The organism is Streptomyces sp. NPDC041796 (assembly GCF_055590785.1).
This window is the reverse complement of sequence record NZ_JBVJAH010000002.1, coordinates 330,310-346,322: the sequence shown is the minus strand read 5'-3', so window position 1 is coordinate 346,322 and position 16,013 is coordinate 330,310. Positions and strand designations below refer to the sequence as shown.

Here is a 16,013-nt window from a genome sequence, read left to right as displayed (position 1 = left end):
TGAGTGGCGGCAATGCCATCGCCCGTACACTTTCGGACATGAGGACCGTCGCACTCGCCGTCACCGCCGGCGTCCCGCACTTCGAACTCGCCACCGCCTGCGACGTCTTCGGGGCCGACCGCTCCGACCTCGCCGATCCCTGGTACGAGTTCACCGTCTGCGGCCCGGCCGGCGTGCCGGTCGGAGGGCGCTTCGTCCTGGAGCCCGACCACGGACTCGACCACCTCCCACACGCCCATACGGTGATCGTCCCGGCCTGCCCCGACCCGGACGCGGACCCGCCCGCCGACCTGGTCGAGGCCGTACGAGCCGCACATGAAGCGGGCGCCCGAGTGGCGTCCCTGTGCACCGGCGCGTTCGTGCTGGCCGCCGCCGGCCTGCTGGACGGGCAGCGGGCCACCACGCACTGGATGCACGCCGCGACGCTGGCCGCCAGGTACCCCCGCGTGCGGGTCGACCCGGACGTCCTCTACGTCGACAACGGCCGGGTGCTGACCTCCGCCGGCAAGGCCGCCGCCATGGACCTGTGCCTGCACCTGGTCCGCCTCGACCACGGCTCGGCCGTCGCCAACCAGGTCGCCCGCCGCCTCGTCGTCCCGCCCCACCGGGAGGGCGGCCAGGCTCAGTTCGTCGCCACCCCACTGCCCGAACCCCGTGACCACTCGCTCGCCGACCTGCTGTCCTGGACGGTGCGGCGCCTGGATCAGCCGCTCACCGTGGAGCAGCTCGCCCGGCGGGCCAACATGAGCTCACGCAACCTGGCCCGCCACTTCACCGCCGTCACCGGCACCACTCCACTGCGCTGGCTGCACAGCCAGCGCATCCACCGGGCCAGGGAACTCCTCGAAACCACCGACGACACGATCGACGCGATCGCCGCGGCCACCGGCATGGGCACCGCCACGACGCTCCGCCGGCACTTCAACCGCAGCGTGGGCGTGCCTCCGGACTCCTACCGGCGCAGCTTCCGAAGCCCCCGCTGAGACGCCGCGCCGACAGGACTACAGGTCGCCGATCCGGTACTCGGAGCGGGCCTTCTCCAACAGGTCCTCCGCGGTGGACTCGGCCGACTTCCCCGCAGGAACGTCGACGCCCAGGGTGAGACGCTCCTGGCGGGAGTTGACCACGACGAGCGTCTTGGACAGGCGGCGGGGCGCGCCGTCCCCTTCCCTGCTGTACGTCAGGGTCAGGGCCGCGGCGTCACGCCCCTGCTCGGTGGTGGGCCGCACGGAGGCGACGGCGGCGGAACCACCGGTCGGCGGGCTCGCCGTCTCGTACTCCTGCTTTCAGCGCTGCGCCGTCGCCAGGGCGGTCTCGGTGGTCTTCTCCTTCTTGTCCACCAGCAGCGACATGTCGCCCTTGGGGGAGGTGTACCGGGTACCGGTGTAGGCGCCGTCCGAGCTGTCGAGGTCGTCCGCCGTGGTGATGGTCCAGTCGGCCGGTGCGGCGACGGTGACCCGCATGCGGTACTCCTCGTAGCGCTTCCACCCGTCCGGCAGCTCCTCGCCACCGAACGGAAGCACCAGAGCCACGAGCAGGGCCACCACCAGGGCGGCGCCCGTGGCGATGGGCAGCGGCCTGAGGAGACGGCGCTGGAGGGAGCCGCGCCGCCCCGCCGCCGGGCCGTTCTGCGCGGACGGTGCGGCCGAGGAGGCGGCTGCGGCGGCGGAGTCGGAGGCGTGGGCGAGGGGGGCCGCAGCGGCACGCAGCATCGGCAGTGCCGCCTGAGCGGTGAGCCGGCTCTCCGGCTCCTTGCGCAGCAGACCGGTGACGACGGTGGTCAGTCCGGCGGAGTGCTGAGGCGGGGGCAACTCGGCGAGGAGGATGGCCTGCAGGGTGGAGGGCGTGGTCTGCCGACGGGGTGATGTTCCCGTTGCCCGTGGGCCCCGGTGAACGCGCGGGCGGAGTCGACCGGTGCCGTCACCGCTGGGCGGTGGTATTCGCCCCGTCCAGCGCTTCCCGGATGATGTCGGCGTGCCCGGCGTGCTGGGCGGTCTCCCTGATCAGGTGCAGCAGGATCCGGCGCGCCGGCCAGTGGACCGTCTCGGGCGGCGACCACGGAGTCCTGGGCAGCGGCACGGTCCTGTCCATGTCCGGCAGGGCGCGCACGGCCTCCTCGACCCCCTGGGCGGCGGCCGCGTACGACTCGAGCAAGCCCTGGAGCGTTTCCCCCTCGGCCATGCGGTACTGCCCCATGTCGAGCATGCCGTCCGGGACTTCTCCGTCCCCTTCGACCAGGACCTGCGTCCACACCTGCCCACCGCGGGCCATGTGCTTGACGATCCCGCCCAGCGTGAGCTCGCTCACCGTGGTCCGCCGGGCGGCCTGCGCGTCCGTGATGCCGCGGACCGTGATGAGCAGCAACTCCCTCTGCTCGGCGAGCGCGCGCAGCAGCTCACCGGCTTCGCCGGGAAGGTATGAGGGCGAATTCTCCGCGATTGTGGTCATGGAACGACCCTAGGCGCCGTACAGGTCGGTTCATGTCCTCAACGGGCGCCCTTAAGTACCGGCTTCACCCGGCGCCGCGCAGGTCCACGATCCGCTTGATCTTCCCCACCGACCGCTCCAGCGTTTCCGGGTCGACCACCTCGACCCCGACGGACACCCCGATCCCGTCCTTCACGGCCGCGGCCACCGACCGCGCCGCCTCCGCGCGCGCCTCGTGGGTGGCGTCCGCCCGCGCCTCGGCGCGCACGGTGAGCGCGTCCAGGCGCCCGTCCCTGGTGAGCCTCAGCTGGAAGTGCGGGGCGAGTCCCGGCGTACGCAGCACGATCTCCTCGATCTGGGTGGGGAAGAGGTTCACGCCGCGCAGGATCACCATGTCGTCGCTGCGGCCCGTGACCTTCTCCATCCGCCGGAACGCCGGCCGCGCCGTACCCGGCAGCAGCCGCGTGAGGTCCCGCGTCCTGTAGCGGACCACCGGCATGGCCTCCTTGGTGAGCGAGGTGAACACCAGCTCGCCCCGCTCCCCGTCGGGCAGCACCTCACCGGTGAAGGGGTCGACGACCTCCGGGTAGAAGTGGTCCTCCCAGATGTGCAGTCCGTCCTTGGTCTCCACGCACTCCTGCGCCACACCCGGCCCGATCACCTCCGACAGGCCGTATATGTCCACGGCGTCGATCGCGAACCGCTCCTCGATCTCCCGCCGCATCTCCTCCGTCCATGGCTCGGCACCGAAAATGCCCACCTGCAAGGACGTGGAACGCGGGTCGACGCCCTGCCGCTCGAACTCGTCCAGCAGCGTCAGCATGTACGACGGCGTCACCATGATGATCTCGGGCCGGAAGTCCTGGATGAGCTGTACCTGACGTGCCGTCATGCCGCCGGAGGCCGGAACGACCGTGCAGCCGAGCCGCTCGGCCCCGTAGTGCGCCCCGAGGCCGCCGGTGAACAACCCGTATCCGTACGCCACATGGACCGTGTGGCCCGGCCGGCCCCCGGCCGCGCGGATGGACCGCGCCACCACGTCCGCCCAGGTGTCGAGGTCCCGGTCGGTGTACCCGACGACGGTGGGCCGGCCGGTCGTTCCGCTGGACGCGTGGACCCGCCGTACCCGCGACTGGTCGACCGCGAACATCCCGAAGGGGTAGTGGTCGCGCAGGTCGGCCTTGGCGGTGAACGGGAAGCGGGCCAGGTCGGCGAGCGTACGGCAGTCCTCCGGTCGCAGCCCCGCCTTGTCGAAGGCCTGGCGGTAGAACCCCACGTTGTCGTACGCGTGGTGCAAGGTGGCCCGCAGCCGCTCCAGCTGGAGGGCCTCCAGCTCCGCGCGGCCCATGTGCTCCCCGGCGTCGAGCGATTCCGTCATCCGCCGCACTCCCGTTCTCCCGCACGTCTCCCAAACCGGGCGACCGATCATTCGGTCGATCTGTCCGGGTTCAGTAATCCAAGCCGGCGCCCCGATCGCAAGGGGCGCGCGGCCACTTTTTGTCGTTGGGGGAGGGGGGAGGGGGGACGGACGGCGAGCGACTGGCCCGGCGGTTGCACCAAGGGCTCCGCGACGGCCTCCGTGCCGTCCTCGGCGCTCTGGACCTCGCGGGCGCGGACCTGATCGGGCACTCCATGGGCGGCGCGGCCGCCTGCCCGCTCGCCCAGGACACGCCGGAACCGATCGGCCGGCGCGTCGTCGAGAGGACGCCCCGTCGCTCTTCGCGCTCGGCCCCCCCGTCCGGTCGAGCCGCACCCCGGGACCGGGGGCCTACGGGGCGACCGTGATGACCAGCTCCGGTCGGTCCCACATCACCGCCGGCGGGTTGGCGTTCACCGTGCCGACCCGCCGCGCTCCCACGCTGCGGTAGAACCCCTCGGCGGGCGGGTGCGAGACGACCCGCACGGCCTGCGCACCGGCCGCCCGCGCCCGCTCCGTCATGTGCGCGATGAGCCGGCGGCCGACACCGAGCCCCTGGGCCGCGTCGGCGACGAACATCAGGTCCAGCTCCGGCGGGGACAGGACGAGCGCGTAGAAACCCAGCACCCGGTCGTCCTCCCCGGCGGCGAGGTGGACCTCATGGGCGTCGATGTAATCCGGCCCCACCCGGTAGCCCGCCACCATCGCCGCATAGGGGCCCTCGTAGGCGCGTGACTTCCGCACCAGGGAGGTCAGCCGCTTCGCGTCCCGGGCCGTGGCCCGCCGGATCCGTACCGGCTGGGGAACCGGCCGCCCGGCGGTGCCGCGCCCTGTCATGTGCGAAGTCATGCGGAGAGTATTACTCCTCACCGTGCTGTGAGGGGAAACAGCCAGGTCAGAGCTGCGTCTCGGGGCGCTCCGCCGCAATGGAGCGGGCCCACCTGTAGTCCGCCTTGCCGCTGGGCGAGCGCTGGATCCGGTCGGTGATCACCAGCCGGCGGGGCACCTTGTACCCGGCCAGCCGGGTGCGGCAGTGGCCCTGGAGGTCGTCCAGCGAAAGTGGCTCCGCGCCCGCCCGGAGCTGCACCACGGCCGCCACCCGGTGGCCCCATCGGGAGTCCGGGACGCCGGTGACCAGTGCGTCGTACACATCCGGATGGGACTTGAGGGCCTGCTCGACCTCCTCCGGGTAGACCTTCTCGCCACCCGTGTTGATGCACTGCGAGCCGCGCCCGAGGACGGTCACGATCCCGTCGTCGTCGACCGTCGCCATGTCGCCGAGCAGCACCCACCGCTCGCCGTCGCGCCGGAAGAAGGTTTCGGCGGTCTTGACGGGGTCGTTGTAGTAGCCGACCGGTACGTGGCCGCGCTGGGCGACGCGCCCGACCTCGCCCGGTGCCACCGGCTCGTACGTCGCCGGGTCGACGACCTGCGTCCGGCCGTTGACCCGTAACCGGAACCCCTTCTCCGGCCCCGAGTCGTCCGTCGCCGTGCCGTTGAAACCGGACTCGGACGAGCCGAAGTTGTTCAGCAGCATCACATGCGGGACCAGCGCCAGGAACTGGCGGCGCACCGTCTCCGACATGATCGCGCCCGACGACGACACGCTGAACAGCGACGACAGATCGATGCCCTTGAGCGGTCCGCTCAGCTCGTCGATCAGCGGCCGCAGCATCGCGTCGCCGACCAGCGACACACTGGTGACCTTCTCCTTCTCCATCGTCCGCAGCGCCTCGCGCGCCACGAACTTGCGGTGCAGGACCACCCGTTGCCCGAAGTTGAAGCCGATGAACGCGGTGAGCGTCGACGTGCCGTGCATCAGCGGGGGAGTGGGGAAGAAGGTGATGCCCTCACCGCCCGCGGCGACCCGCTCGGCCAGCTCCTCGGGGGACGTGACCGGCTCACCGGTCGGCGCGCCGCCGCCGAGCCCCGAGAAGAACAGGTCCTCCTGCCGCCACATCACCCCTTTGGGCATACCGGTGGTGCCGCCCGTGTAGATGATGAACAGGTCGTCACCCGAGCGCGGTCCGAAACCCCGCTCCGGCGAGCCCGCCGCCTCGGCGTCCGTGAACGCCGAGCACGCGAGCTCCGGCCCTTCCTCGGACGGGGTCCCGACCCGTATCAGGTGCCGCAGCTTCTCCGTCTTCGGCAGCGCGGCCGCGACCCGGCCGGTGAACTCGGCGTCGAAGACGAGTGCCGCCAGGTCCGCGTCCCGGTAGAGGTAGACCAGTTCCTCTTCCACGTAACGGTAGTTCACGTTCACCGGCACCAACCGCGCCTTGAGGCAGCCGAGCACCGTCTGGAGGTACTCGACACCGTTGTACAGGTGCAGGCCCAGGTGTTCGCCGGGCCGCAGACCCGCGTCGAGGAGGTGGTGCGCGATCCGGTTGGAGGCGGCGTCGAGTTCCCCGTAGGTCAGGCGACGCTCCGCACCCGTTCCCGGGTGGTCGATGTGGACCAGGGCCTCACGGTCCGGGACCACGTCGGCGACCGATTCGAACAGGTCGGCAAGGCTGTACTCCACCGCTCCTCCTCCACCCCCGGCCCGACTGGCTCGCCGGTCATTAGAGCGCCGCCGCGCACAAGTGGGAAGGGACCGCACAGAAGAATCTGACTGACTGTCAGAAAGCTATTGAACTGGCACCCGCGCTCCTGCAACCTGTTCTGGGTCGCGAAACCGGAGGACAGCCATGAGCGGTACGCAACACCTCACCGTGCGGCGCCACGGCGCCACACTCGTACTCACCCTGAACAGGCCCGAGGCGAAGAACGCGCTGTCCCTGCCCATGCTGGTCGGGCTGTACGACGGCTGGATCGAGGCCGACGAGGACGACGCGATCCGCTCCGTCGTCCTCACCGGAGCCGGCGGCGTGTTCTGCGCGGGCATGGACCTCAAGGCCCTCGCCGGGGACGGAATGGCGGGCCAGGACCACCGGGAACGGATGAAGGCCGACCCGGACCTGCACTGGAAGGCGATGCTGCGCCACCACCGCCCCCGCAAGCCGGTCATCGCCGCCGTGGAGGGCCACTGTGTCGCCGGCGGCACGGAGATCCTCCAGGGCACGGACATCCGCGTCGCCGCGGAATCCGCCACCTTCGGACTCTTCGAGGTCCGGCGCGGTCTCTTCCCGATCGGCGGCTCCACCGTGCGCCTGCCGCGCCAGATCCCCCGCACCCACGCCCTGGAGATGCTGCTCACCGGCCGCCCCTACAGCGCGGCGGAAGCCGCCCGCATCGGCCTCGTCGGGCACGTCGTCCCCGACGGCACCGCCCTCGACAAGGCCCTGGCCATCGCCGAGCAGGTCAACGCGTGTGCCCCGCTCGCCGTCGAGGCGGTCAAGGCATCCGTGTACGAGACGGCAGAGCTGACCGAGACCGACGGCCTGGCCGCCGAACTGAAACGCGGCCTGCCCGTCTTCGACACCGCCGACGCCAAGGAGGGCGCCCGCGCCTTCACCGAGAAACGCGCCCCCGTCTACCGCCGGGCCTGAATACGCCCTCCCGTCCACGGCCCGCACCCGGCACCCGGCCGGGTGGGGCCGAGCAGCGTCCTCCCCGCGGAGGTCGGCGACGACAGAACGGCTCCCGGCGACGGGCCCGAGACCGCCGGCCCCGTGCGGGTGCCCCCTTCGGGGTGAGACAAGCCCGGAGGGGCCCCGCCCCCACGCACCGGCAGGAACCGCCCCCGCCGCGCCGCGCCACGCCGCGCGGAGATCGGAGCCCCGCCCATGACAGCCGTTCCCGCGCCCGAGGCACTCCGCGCGCCCCTGGTCCTGGAGTTCCCCTTCACCCGTTCCCTCGGCCCGGTCCAGTCCGCCTTCCTCACCGGACTGCGCGAACGCACCGTCCTCGGCGTCCGCACCACCGACGGCAAGGTGCTCGTCCCGCCCGTCGAGTACGACCCCGTCACCGCCGAGGAGATACGCGACCTGGTCGAGGTCGCCCCCACCGGCACCGTCACCACCTGGGCCTGGAACACGGCGCCCCGCCGCGGCCAGCCCCTGGACCGCCCCTTCGCCTGGGTGCTGGTCCGGCTCGACGGCGCCGACACCGCCCTCCTGCACGCCCTTGACGCACCCGGCGGCCCCGACACCGTACGCACCGGAATGCGCGTCCGCGTCCGCTGGGCACCGCGGCGAACGGGCGCCATCACCGACATCGCCTGCTTCGACCCGTACGACGGCGACCCGTACGACCGCGACCCGTACGACCGCGACATGTACGACGGCACGGAGCCGCACGACGACGCAGCCCGCCCCCACACAGGGCAGTTCACCGACCCCGTCACCGGCATCGTCGCCCCCGCCCGGCTCGACTACACCTACTCGCCCGGCCGCGCCCAGAGCGCCTACATCAACGCCCTGGCCGACCGCCGGACCGTCGGGGAACGCTGCCCCTCCTGCCGCAAGGTGTACGTCCCGCCCCGCGGCGCCTGCCCCACGTGCGGCGTCGCCACCACCGAGCAGGTCGAGGTCGGCCCGCGCGGCACCGTCACCACGTACTGCATCGTCAACATCAAGGCCAGGAACCTCGACATCGAGGTTCCGTACGTCTACGCCCACATCGCCCTCGACGGCGCCGACCTCGCCCTGCACGGACGCATCGGCGGCATCCCCTACGACCAGGTGCGGATGGGCCTGCGCGTCGAGCCGGTCTGGACCGAGGGCGGGCGGTACCCCGACCACTACCGGCCCACCGGAGAACCCGACGCCGACTACGACACCTACAAGGAGCTGCTGTGACGCCACCCGCCAGGGACATCGCCGTCGTCGCGTTCGCCCAGAGCGACCACCGGCGGCGCACGGACGAGCTCTCCGAGGTCGAAATGCTCATGCCGGTCCTCCACCAGGTGCTGGCCGACACCGGCCTGAAAACGGGCGAGTTCGGCTTCACCTGCTCCGGCTCCTCCGACTACCTCGCGGGCCGGGCCTTCTCCTTCACCATGGCCCTGGACGGCGTCGGCGCCTGGCCACCCATCTCGGAGTCGCACGTGGAGATGGACGGCGCCTGGGCGCTGTACGAAGCGTGGGTGAAGCTGCTGACCGGGGAGGCGGACACGGCTCTCGTCTACGCGTACGGAAAGTCGTCGCCCGGCGAGATCAGGGACGTGCTCACCCGCCAGCTCGATCCCTACTACCTCGCCCCCCTCTGGCCCGATTCCGTCTCCCTCGCCGCCCTCCAGGCACAGGCCCTGATAGACGCCGGCGAGACGGACGAGCCGGCGCTCGCCGCCGTCGCCGCCCGCAGCCGCGCCTCCGCCGCCGAAGCCAACCCGCACGCCCAGCTCACCGGCCCCCACCCGCACGGCGACTACCTGGTCCGCCCCCTGCGCACCGGCGACTGCCCGCCCATCGGCGACGGCGCGGCCGCCGTCGTCCTCGCCGCCGGGGACAGGGCGCGCGAGCTGTGCGACCGGCCCGCCTGGATACGGGGCATCGACCACCGCGTCGAACCGCACAGCCCGGGCGTGCGCGACCTCACCGACTCGCCCTCCACCCGCCTCGCCGCACAGCGCGCCGGTGCCTTCGACCGGCCGGTCGACACCGCCGAGCTGCACGCCCCGTTCACCTCCCAGGAGATCGTTCTCCGCAAGGCGCTGAGGCTCGACGACAGCGTCCGGGTGAACCCCTCCGGTGGTGCCCTGGCCGCGAACCCCATGATGGCGGCGGGCCTCATCCGGCTGGGGGAGGCCGCCGCCCGCATCCACCGCGGCACCTCCGACCGCGCCCTCGCCCACGCCACCTCCGGCCCCTGCCTCCAGCAGAACCTGGTCGCCGTCCTGGAAGGAGAGCCCCGTGCCGCATAAGGAGCCCGTGGCCGTCGTCGGTGTCGGCCAGACCAAGCACGTCGCCGCCCGCCGTGACGTGTCCCTCGCCGGACTCGTCAGGGAGGCCGCCCACCGCGCCCTGGAGGACGCCGAACTCACCTGGGCGGACATCGACGCGGTCGTCATCGGCAAGGCACCGGACTTCTTCGAGGGCGTGATGATGCCGGAGCTGTATCTGGCCGACGCCCTGGGCGCGACCGGCAAGCCGATCCTGCGCGTCCACACCGCCGGCTCGGTCGGCGGCTCCACCGCGCTCGTCGCCGCCAACCTCGTCGCCGCCCGGGTCCATTCCACCGTCCTCACCCTCGCTTTCGAAAAGCAGTCCGAGTCCAACGCCATGTGGGGCCTGTCCCTCCCCATCCCGTTCCAGCAGCCGCTGCTCGCCGGCGCGGGCGGTTTCTTCGCCCCCCACATACGGGCCTACATGCGCCGCACCGGCGCCCCCGACACGATCGGCTCCCTCGTCGCCCACAAGGACCGGCGCAACGCCCTGAAGAACCCCTACGCACACCTCCACGAGCACGACATCACCCTGGAGAAGGTCCAGGCGTCCCCGATGCTCTGGGACCCCATCCGCTACTCCGAGACCTGCCCGTCCTCCGACGGCGCCTGCGCCCTGGTCCTCACCGACCGGGCCGGCGCGGCCCGCTCCCCGAGGGCCCCCGCCTGGGTGCACGGCGGTGCCATGCGCAGCGAGCCGACGATGTTCGCGGGCAAGGACTTCGTCTCGCCTCAGGCCGGCAAGGACTGCGCGGCCGACGTCTACCGGCAGGCCGGGATCACCGACCCCCGCCGGGAGATCGACGCCGTGGAGATGTACGTGCCGTTCTCCTGGTACGAGCCGATGTGGCTGGAGAACCTGGGCTTCGCCGCCGAGGGCGAGGGCTGGAAGCTCACCGAGGCGGGCGTCACCGAACTCGACGGCGACCTGCCCGTGAACCCCTCGGGCGGCGTCCTGTCCACCAACCCCATCGGCGCCTCCGGCATGATCCGCTTCGCCGAGGCGGCGCTCCAGGTGCGCGGCCTGGCCGGGGAGCACCAAGTACCGGGAGCCCGCCGGGCGCTGGGGCACGCCTACGGCGGCGGGGCCCAGTTCTTCGCCATGTGGCTCGTGGGGGCCGAACCGCCCGCGACCTGAGCACCCGCCACCGGCAACGCGCCGCGCCCTGTCCGCGACCGGCCCCGATGACTAGTCTGAGCGCGGACGACGAACCGGGAGGAGCAGGCACGTGGCGGAGACCATCACCACCCAGCAGCAGCTCGCAGGCTGGGAGAAGCCGGACCTCGACCTCAGCAACGCGGACTGGCAGTCCGGCAGTCAGGGAGCGGGCGACGTCCAGATCGCCTTCGTCGAGGGTTTCATCGCGATGCGCAACGGCGGTCGTCCGGAGAGCCCGTCGTTGATCTTCACTCCCGCCGAGTGGCGTGCCTTCGTGCTCAACGCCAGGGAGGGGGAGTTCGACCTCACCTGACGGTGCGCCTCACCTCGGTGTGAATCCCGTCCGACGGTGAACCTCACCCGATGGCGACCCTCACCCGATGGTGAACCTCACCCGACGGCGCGTGTCACCCGACGGTGACGCCCCGATCCGCGCGCTTCCGGCTCCGTGCGTCCACGACGCCGCACGCGATTCCCGGCAGTGCCGGCAGGAGCGTGACCCACCGCGGCATGGTGAACAGCGGCCCGTCGCCGGCCGGCTCGTCGGCCACCAGAGCGACCGGCAGACCGGCGACGGCCCCCACCAGCCCGTTCTTGACCGGCCCCGGACGACGACCGCCCCGCCACCACGAGCCACCGAGCCACCGAGCCCCACGGCCCATGTCCGAACTAGGGTGGGATCATGAGTGCAGAGCGTGATCTCGCCCGGTTGGTCGCAGGTATGCGGCCCGAGCTCAACCCCGGTCACTTCGTCTTCGTGACCGTCGACGGCCCCGACGTCCCGCCCGGGCTGCACCCCGTCGTCACCGTCACCGAATCGGAGGGCCTGACCCTCGTCGTAGCGCAGGACGAGGCGGACGCCGCCTCGCTCCCGTACGACTACGTGGCCGGCTGGATCACCCTGCGGGTCCACTCCGCCCTCGACGCCGTCGGGCTCACCGCCGCCGTCTCCCGGGAACTCGCCGACGCGGGCCTGAGCTGCAACGTCGTGGCGGGCTTCCACCACGACCACCTCTTCGTCGAATACGCCCGCGCGGGCGACGCCCTCACGGCACTGCGCCGCCTGGCGGAACGCACCGCCTGACCGGCGCGCCCGCCTCCCCGGCAGGGTCCGCACCCCCCGGCGCCGCACATGGCACCGCACCCGGCGCCGTTCCCGCCCCTGACAGCAGGCGTCCGGTTCCCGGGCGGTGGTCGCCCGAAGCGGTGAATCGCGGACGCCCCGGTGACCCTGGTGACAGGGCCGTGCCGACCGGCGGGCGGCCCGGGCCCGGGCGCCGGTCGGGGGCGCCGGGCACGTACCATGGCGGCATGTCCTTCCTCCGCCGCCGCAGCGCCGCCACACCCGCGGGCCCGGACTTCGACGTCCTGGCCATGGACCCGGGCGACTGGCCCGGCAATCTCGGCGCCGGTCTCCTCCCCGCCCCCGACGGCACCTGTCAGGGCGTCTTCCTCCGGTACGACCTGTTCGGCGGCCGCGGACCCGCCATGATCATCGGCAACCTCCCCGAGGGCTCCCCGGCCCGCGAGCTCGCCGAGGGCCAGATCCCCTTCGAGGTCGCCCAGCTCCTGGCGGCGCTGGAGAACGACGAGCCGGTCGAGGTCGTCGAGACCGAGGACGTGCCGGTCATGCAGGGGGACAACCTGCTCATCGTCCGCCGTCTCAAGCTCTCCGAGAGCCGGATCTCCTGCGTGCAGTTCGACCGCAGCGACAATGTGCTGGTCACCATCGCCAGCTGGGACCGCCCCATCACCGACGACCTGTACGCGCTGCTCAAGCCGCTTCCCGCGGAGCTCTTCCAGCAGGGCTGAGCCGAGGAGGCGGGGACCATGGCAGCACAGGAAGGGAACCCGACCGCGCGCGTCGACAGTTGGATCTGGGCGGTGCGGCTGACCAAGACGCGCTCGCAGGCGGCCACCGCCTGCCGGGCCGGGCACGTACGCGTCAACGGCGAGCGTGCCAAGCCCGCCCAGCCCGTGAAGCCGGGCGACGAGGTGCGGCTGTTCCACGCCGGACGCGAGCGCATCGTGGAGGTCAAGCAGGTGCTCACCAAGCGCGTCGGCGCACCCGTGGCCGCCGAGGCGTACGTCGACAACAGCCCGCCCCCGCCGCCCCGCGAGCACGTCGCCCTGGCGGGTGTGCGTGACCGTGGCACCGGCCGCCCCACCAAGCGGGAACGCCGCGAACTGGACCAGCTCCGCGGCGTCCGCCCGTCCTGATCGACGGCGCCCGGCGGCTGCGGCTACGACCTGAGCAGTCCCGCCGGCCGGGCCGCCGAGGTGCCCAGCCCCGTCGGCCCGGCCGGAAGGCCCACGCCCACACCCGCCGCGCCCGGGATCCCCGCCCGCGACGGCACCGCACCCGCCAGGGTCTCGCCCAGCGCTGCTCCGCCCGCCCGCGCTCCGGCCCGCGGCCGGGCCGTACCGGCGCCCGAGCGGACGTCCTCGTCCCGGTAGCGGCGTACGCTGCGGTGCCAGTGGAGGATCCCGGCGAGCCAGTCCTCCAGCTCCCGTACATACGCCGAGAGAGCGGCCTTGCCCTTCCGGTCCAGCCCGAACTGCTCGCACAGCACCGGCAGTTCGTGCTTCTTCACATGCTCGAACTGGCGCAGTCGCCCCCGCATCAGATCGTCGACGATCTTCACACCGGCGCGGTAGTCGCAGTCGAAGAAGGACTGCACCACCAGTACCCCGTTGTGCACCTCGCCCTCGACCTCGATCTCCTTCTGGTACGAGAAGAGGTCGTTGATCATGGTTCCGTAGTCCTGCACGGACTGCTCCAGGCTCCGCACCGTCCCGCTGCGGAGCAGCTCCGCCGGCAGGTGGTGCTGGTGCCGCAGCCGTGCCAGGCTCATCGTCAGGTCCGAGCCGAAGGTGAGCCGCCGCATCTCCAGGTAGTCCACCGGGTCCGGGACGCGGTGCTGGGCCTGGTTGTGCAGCTCCCAGAGCCAGCTCTCCAGCATGTCGTCCAGCGCCTTGCGCAGGGTGGCCCGCGCCCCGGGCCCCATCGGCCCGGCGGTGCGCGCCCACAGGTCGGCCAGCGACCGCTCCATCGGACCGACCGCCACGGAGGCCCCCGTCTCGGGCGCCTCGACCGGCATGCACGTCATGAGCCGCTCGTTGCAGAGCTTCGCCCCGGCGAGGTCACGCGGCCGCCCGAACACGATCGGGTAGTAGTCGTCGCCGTACGTCCCCCAGGTCAGCCACTCGGCGCTGAGCTCCAGCTCCTCCACCGTGGCATCCGGATCGAGACCGGCCGAGCACAGGGCGAAGTCGAAGCCGGCCAGCAGCTCCTCGTCCCAGATGTCGTCGAGCAGCCCCATCCGGCCCGCCCACTCCAGCGACTTGGCCCGCGCGTCGTCCAGGTGACGGCTGAGCGCCAGGGGATACGGCAGGTCGAAGTCCGGCAGCAGCGAGGGACCGACGTGCTGGTTCGGCACATGGGTGAGGCTGCGCGCCCGTGCGGCGGCGGGACGGCCGAACAGCGTCGTGATGTCGAGTGCCGAGGTGCCCAGCACCCCGCTGAAGAGGGACGGCCCGCTCCTCGCGTCCTCGTTCATGTACCGGCTCGAGCGCATGTGCCACTCGTGACCACCGGACTGCCAGTCCTGCAGGCCCTTGGTGTACGCGGCGACCGCGGCGCTCTCCTCGGGGGCCAGGCCCTTGTCCAGGCACAGCTGGGGGACCTCGGTCAGCGCGGTGTTCTCGAACTGCTGCAACCTCGAGGTCAGCAGGTCGTTGACCGCCTCGGCGGCCTCCTGTGTCGTGCACTCCAGGAACTTCTCCAGCACCAGGACGCCGTTGCTGTTCTCGCCCTCGTCCTCGACCTCCCGCTGGTACGAGAAGAGGTCGTTGCGCAGGTGCACGGCGTCGGCGAAGGCGTCCCGCAGGACCCGCAGCGGCCGGGAGTCCGCGACCGCCTCCGGGACCTCGGCACCCGCCGCGTACTCCACCAGCCCCGCCGACCACGGCGCGCCGCCCACCTTGCGGCGCATCTCGATGTACTCGACCGGGTTGGCGACGCGCCCCTCGTTGATGTTCGCCAGCTCCCACAGGGACTCGTTGAGCAGGTGCTCGGTCGCCTCGGCGAACCGGGACCGCCAGGCGGCCGACATGCTCGGTACGGTCCGCGTCCACAGGTCGGCGAGACCGGCCTCGACCGGGTTCACCGGCTCGGGCATCTCCTGGGAGAGGTCCATCGGCATGAAGGCCGGCATACGGTCCAGGTAGGCCTTGCCACCCGCGAGGTCCTGGGTGCGCTTGAAGACCTCCAGGAAGTGGTCGTCGAAGAAGAACACCCACACGTACCAGTCGGTGACGAGGGAGAGCGCCTCGGAGTCACAGTCCGGGTGGGTGTACGCGCACAGCAGGGCGTAGTCGTGCGATTCGAGGTCGTGCTCCTCCCAGACCCCCGACCCCTCCAGCATCCCCATCCGGCGCGCCCACGTCCTGGTGTGGGTACGCGCCGCCTCCACGTGGGGGTTGAGGCGTGCCGGATACGGCATGTAGAAATCCGGCAGAACGAAGGGCTGTGCCATGCGTGGGGGGCCTTTCGGTGAGCGTGGACATACCGCGCCACCCCCTACCCCTGGTCGGGTGGGGCCACGCACAGGCCGCATTAGTCGTATGAGCACCGGAAGGCGGAGGCGGTGCCATCCGTCAGCTCGTGGCGGCGGAACCCTTCCCCGCCTCGGGGAACACCGCACCCCTGCGGATGAACTCCGTCCGGAACTCCTCCCGGGGTATGCCACGGAACGTGAACGAGCCGTCCTTCACCTTGTCACGCAGCAGTATCTGATCACACCCGCCGCAGTACTTCGTGTGGTGCGCGTACTGCTCCCGCGCCCGCTCGCTCCGCGCGTCACGGGCGCGCACCGCGCCCCTGCTGCGATGGGCGGCGAAGCCCAGCACGACACCCAGGAGGAGGGCGCTCCACGCGATGCCCCCGTTGAAGGCGGCGAGCACGAACAGCACGGCGAGCCCCGTCAGCATGTAGGTCCGGTGGTGACGGCGAGGATCGAGCTCCGCCGCGCCCAGCGGCTTGGGGAGCCCCACGAGGGGAGACCCGGGACTCAGACCCTTCATACGAAAGCAGATGTCCATCTCCCTGTCCGGGCAGTCCGCCACCGTTCCCCCTCACCTCGAATGGGTGACACATGCCGCGTACATGTCCTGCCCATGCC

General features: G+C 71.9%; 18 protein-coding genes. 9 read left to right on the top strand and 9 right to left on the bottom strand.

Going from position 1 to position 16,013, the window contains the following annotated elements; translation table 11 throughout:
- Positions 1–38: 38 nt before the first annotated feature.
- Complete coding sequence (locus ACZ6C1_RS04955) at positions 39–983, top strand: GlxA family transcriptional regulator (protein WP_469237737.1); 945 nt, start codon at positions 39–41, stop codon at positions 981–983.
- Positions 984–1,001: 18 nt separating this feature from the next.
- Here the strand turns inward: ACZ6C1_RS04955 and ACZ6C1_RS04950 are convergent, their stop codons facing one another.
- The 6 genes from ACZ6C1_RS04950 to ACZ6C1_RS04925 form a co-directional block, all read right to left on the bottom strand.
- The gene (locus ACZ6C1_RS04950; protein WP_469237735.1) at positions 1,002–1,229 is read right to left on the bottom strand and encodes a hypothetical protein; all 228 of its coding nucleotides are present in this window, start codon (positions 1,227–1,229) and stop codon (positions 1,002–1,004) included.
- Between the two features lie 57 nt (positions 1,230–1,286).
- Positions 1,287–1,811: a hypothetical protein gene (locus tag ACZ6C1_RS04945; protein ID WP_469237733.1), complete on the bottom strand. Its 525-nt coding sequence runs from the start codon at positions 1,809–1,811 to the stop codon at positions 1,287–1,289.
- 109 nt (positions 1,812–1,920) lie between these two features.
- A complete protein-coding gene (locus ACZ6C1_RS04940; protein WP_469237731.1) occupies positions 1,921–2,448 on the bottom strand; it encodes a DinB family protein in 528 nt (175 codons plus the stop codon).
- A 64-nt stretch (positions 2,449–2,512) separates the two neighbouring features.
- A complete protein-coding gene (gene paaK / locus ACZ6C1_RS04935; RefSeq protein ID WP_469237729.1) occupies positions 2,513–3,805 on the bottom strand; it encodes a phenylacetate--CoA ligase PaaK in 1,293 nt (430 codons plus the stop codon).
- A 390-nt stretch (positions 3,806–4,195) separates the two neighbouring features.
- On the bottom strand, positions 4,196–4,693 hold the full coding sequence (locus ACZ6C1_RS04930; RefSeq protein ID WP_469237727.1) for a GNAT family N-acetyltransferase: 498 nt from the start codon (positions 4,691–4,693) through the stop codon (positions 4,196–4,198).
- Between the two features lie 46 nt (positions 4,694–4,739).
- On the bottom strand, positions 4,740–6,368 hold the full coding sequence (locus tag ACZ6C1_RS04925; RefSeq protein ID WP_469237725.1) for an acyl-CoA synthetase: 1,629 nt from the start codon (positions 6,366–6,368) through the stop codon (positions 4,740–4,742).
- Positions 6,369–6,534: 166 nt separating this feature from the next.
- On the opposite strand from ACZ6C1_RS04925, the gene ACZ6C1_RS04920 reads away from it, so the two are divergent.
- From ACZ6C1_RS04920 to ACZ6C1_RS04900, 5 genes are all read left to right on the top strand, one after another.
- Entirely contained in the window at positions 6,535–7,335 is an 801-nt protein-coding gene (locus ACZ6C1_RS04920) for a crotonase/enoyl-CoA hydratase family protein (protein ID WP_469237724.1), read from the top strand.
- Positions 7,336–7,572: 237 nt separating this feature from the next.
- Positions 7,573–8,586: a Zn-ribbon domain-containing OB-fold protein gene (locus ACZ6C1_RS04915; protein WP_469237722.1), complete on the top strand. Its 1,014-nt coding sequence runs from the start codon at positions 7,573–7,575 to the stop codon at positions 8,584–8,586.
- A complete protein-coding gene (locus ACZ6C1_RS04910; RefSeq protein ID WP_469237720.1) occupies positions 8,583–9,650 on the top strand; it encodes a thiolase domain-containing protein in 1,068 nt (355 codons plus the stop codon). Before ACZ6C1_RS04915 ends, ACZ6C1_RS04910 begins: the two co-directional genes overlap by 4 nt.
- Complete coding sequence (locus tag ACZ6C1_RS04905) at positions 9,640–10,809, top strand: thiolase domain-containing protein (RefSeq protein WP_469237718.1); 1,170 nt, start codon at positions 9,640–9,642, stop codon at positions 10,807–10,809. Before ACZ6C1_RS04910 ends, ACZ6C1_RS04905 begins: the two co-directional genes overlap by 11 nt.
- A gap of 91 nt (positions 10,810–10,900) precedes the next feature.
- Positions 10,901–11,143: a DUF397 domain-containing protein gene (locus tag ACZ6C1_RS04900; protein ID WP_084903223.1), complete on the top strand. Its 243-nt coding sequence runs from the start codon at positions 10,901–10,903 to the stop codon at positions 11,141–11,143.
- Between the two features lie 94 nt (positions 11,144–11,237).
- Here ACZ6C1_RS04900 and ACZ6C1_RS04895 read toward each other — a convergent pair whose 3' ends face one another.
- Positions 11,238–11,492 carry a hypothetical protein gene (locus ACZ6C1_RS04895; protein ID WP_469237716.1) on the bottom strand — a complete coding sequence of 85 codons (255 nt, stop codon included), beginning with the start codon at positions 11,490–11,492 and terminating at the stop codon, positions 11,238–11,240.
- A gap of 20 nt (positions 11,493–11,512) precedes the next feature.
- On the opposite strand from ACZ6C1_RS04895, the gene ACZ6C1_RS04890 reads away from it, so the two are divergent.
- The 3 genes from ACZ6C1_RS04890 (at position 11,513) to ACZ6C1_RS04880 (ending at position 13,050) form a co-directional block, all read left to right on the top strand.
- Positions 11,513–11,914: an ACT domain-containing protein gene (locus ACZ6C1_RS04890; protein ID WP_469237714.1), complete on the top strand. Its 402-nt coding sequence runs from the start codon at positions 11,513–11,515 to the stop codon at positions 11,912–11,914.
- 227 nt (positions 11,915–12,141) lie between these two features.
- Positions 12,142–12,642, top strand: a complete 501-nt coding sequence (locus ACZ6C1_RS04885) for a hypothetical protein (protein ID WP_064070633.1) — start codon at positions 12,142–12,144, stop codon at positions 12,640–12,642.
- An 18-nt stretch (positions 12,643–12,660) separates the two neighbouring features.
- Positions 12,661–13,050 (top strand): RNA-binding S4 domain-containing protein, encoded by a 390-nt coding sequence (locus tag ACZ6C1_RS04880; RefSeq protein ID WP_469237711.1) that lies wholly within the window; start codon positions 12,661–12,663, stop codon positions 13,048–13,050.
- Positions 13,051–13,073: 23 nt separating this feature from the next.
- On the opposite strand, the gene ACZ6C1_RS04875 is transcribed toward ACZ6C1_RS04880, so the two are convergent.
- Together ACZ6C1_RS04875 and ACZ6C1_RS04870 are read right to left on the bottom strand one after the other, a co-directional pair.
- On the bottom strand, positions 13,074–15,368 hold the full coding sequence (locus ACZ6C1_RS04875; protein WP_469237710.1) for a terpene synthase family protein: 2,295 nt from the start codon (positions 15,366–15,368) through the stop codon (positions 13,074–13,076).
- A 121-nt stretch (positions 15,369–15,489) separates the two neighbouring features.
- On the bottom strand, positions 15,490–15,885 hold the full coding sequence (locus ACZ6C1_RS04870; protein ID WP_469237708.1) for a hypothetical protein: 396 nt from the start codon (positions 15,883–15,885) through the stop codon (positions 15,490–15,492).
- Positions 15,886–16,013: the final 128 nt, after the last annotated feature.

Bases quoted from the DNA above. Each gene is read 5' to 3' on its own strand.
- ACZ6C1_RS04955 (WP_469237737.1), top strand. From the start codon at position 39: ATGAGGACCGTCGCACTCGCCGTCACCGCCGGCGTCCCGCACTTCGAA.
- ACZ6C1_RS04940 (WP_469237731.1), bottom strand. From the start codon at position 2,448: ATGACCACAATCGCGGAGAATTCGCCCTCATACCTTCCCGGCGAAGCC.
- paaK (WP_469237729.1), bottom strand. From the start codon at position 3,805: ATGACGGAATCGCTCGACGCCGGGGAGCACATGGGCCGCGCGGAGCTG.
- ACZ6C1_RS04930 (WP_469237727.1), bottom strand. From the start codon at position 4,693: ATGACTTCGCACATGACAGGGCGCGGCACCGCCGGGCGGCCGGTTCCC.
- ACZ6C1_RS04920 (WP_469237724.1), top strand. From the start codon at position 6,535: ATGAGCGGTACGCAACACCTCACCGTGCGGCGCCACGGCGCCACACTC.
- ACZ6C1_RS04915 (WP_469237722.1), top strand. From the start codon at position 7,573: ATGACAGCCGTTCCCGCGCCCGAGGCACTCCGCGCGCCCCTGGTCCTG.
- ACZ6C1_RS04895 (WP_469237716.1), bottom strand. From the start codon at position 11,492: ATGGGCCGTGGGGCTCGGTGGCTCGGTGGCTCGTGGTGGCGGGGCGGT.
- ACZ6C1_RS04890 (WP_469237714.1), top strand. From the start codon at position 11,513: ATGAGTGCAGAGCGTGATCTCGCCCGGTTGGTCGCAGGTATGCGGCCC.
- ACZ6C1_RS04885 (WP_064070633.1), top strand. From the start codon at position 12,142: ATGTCCTTCCTCCGCCGCCGCAGCGCCGCCACACCCGCGGGCCCGGAC.
- ACZ6C1_RS04880 (WP_469237711.1), top strand. From the start codon at position 12,661: ATGGCAGCACAGGAAGGGAACCCGACCGCGCGCGTCGACAGTTGGATC.
- ACZ6C1_RS04875 (WP_469237710.1), bottom strand. From the start codon at position 15,368: ATGGCACAGCCCTTCGTTCTGCCGGATTTCTACATGCCGTATCCGGCA.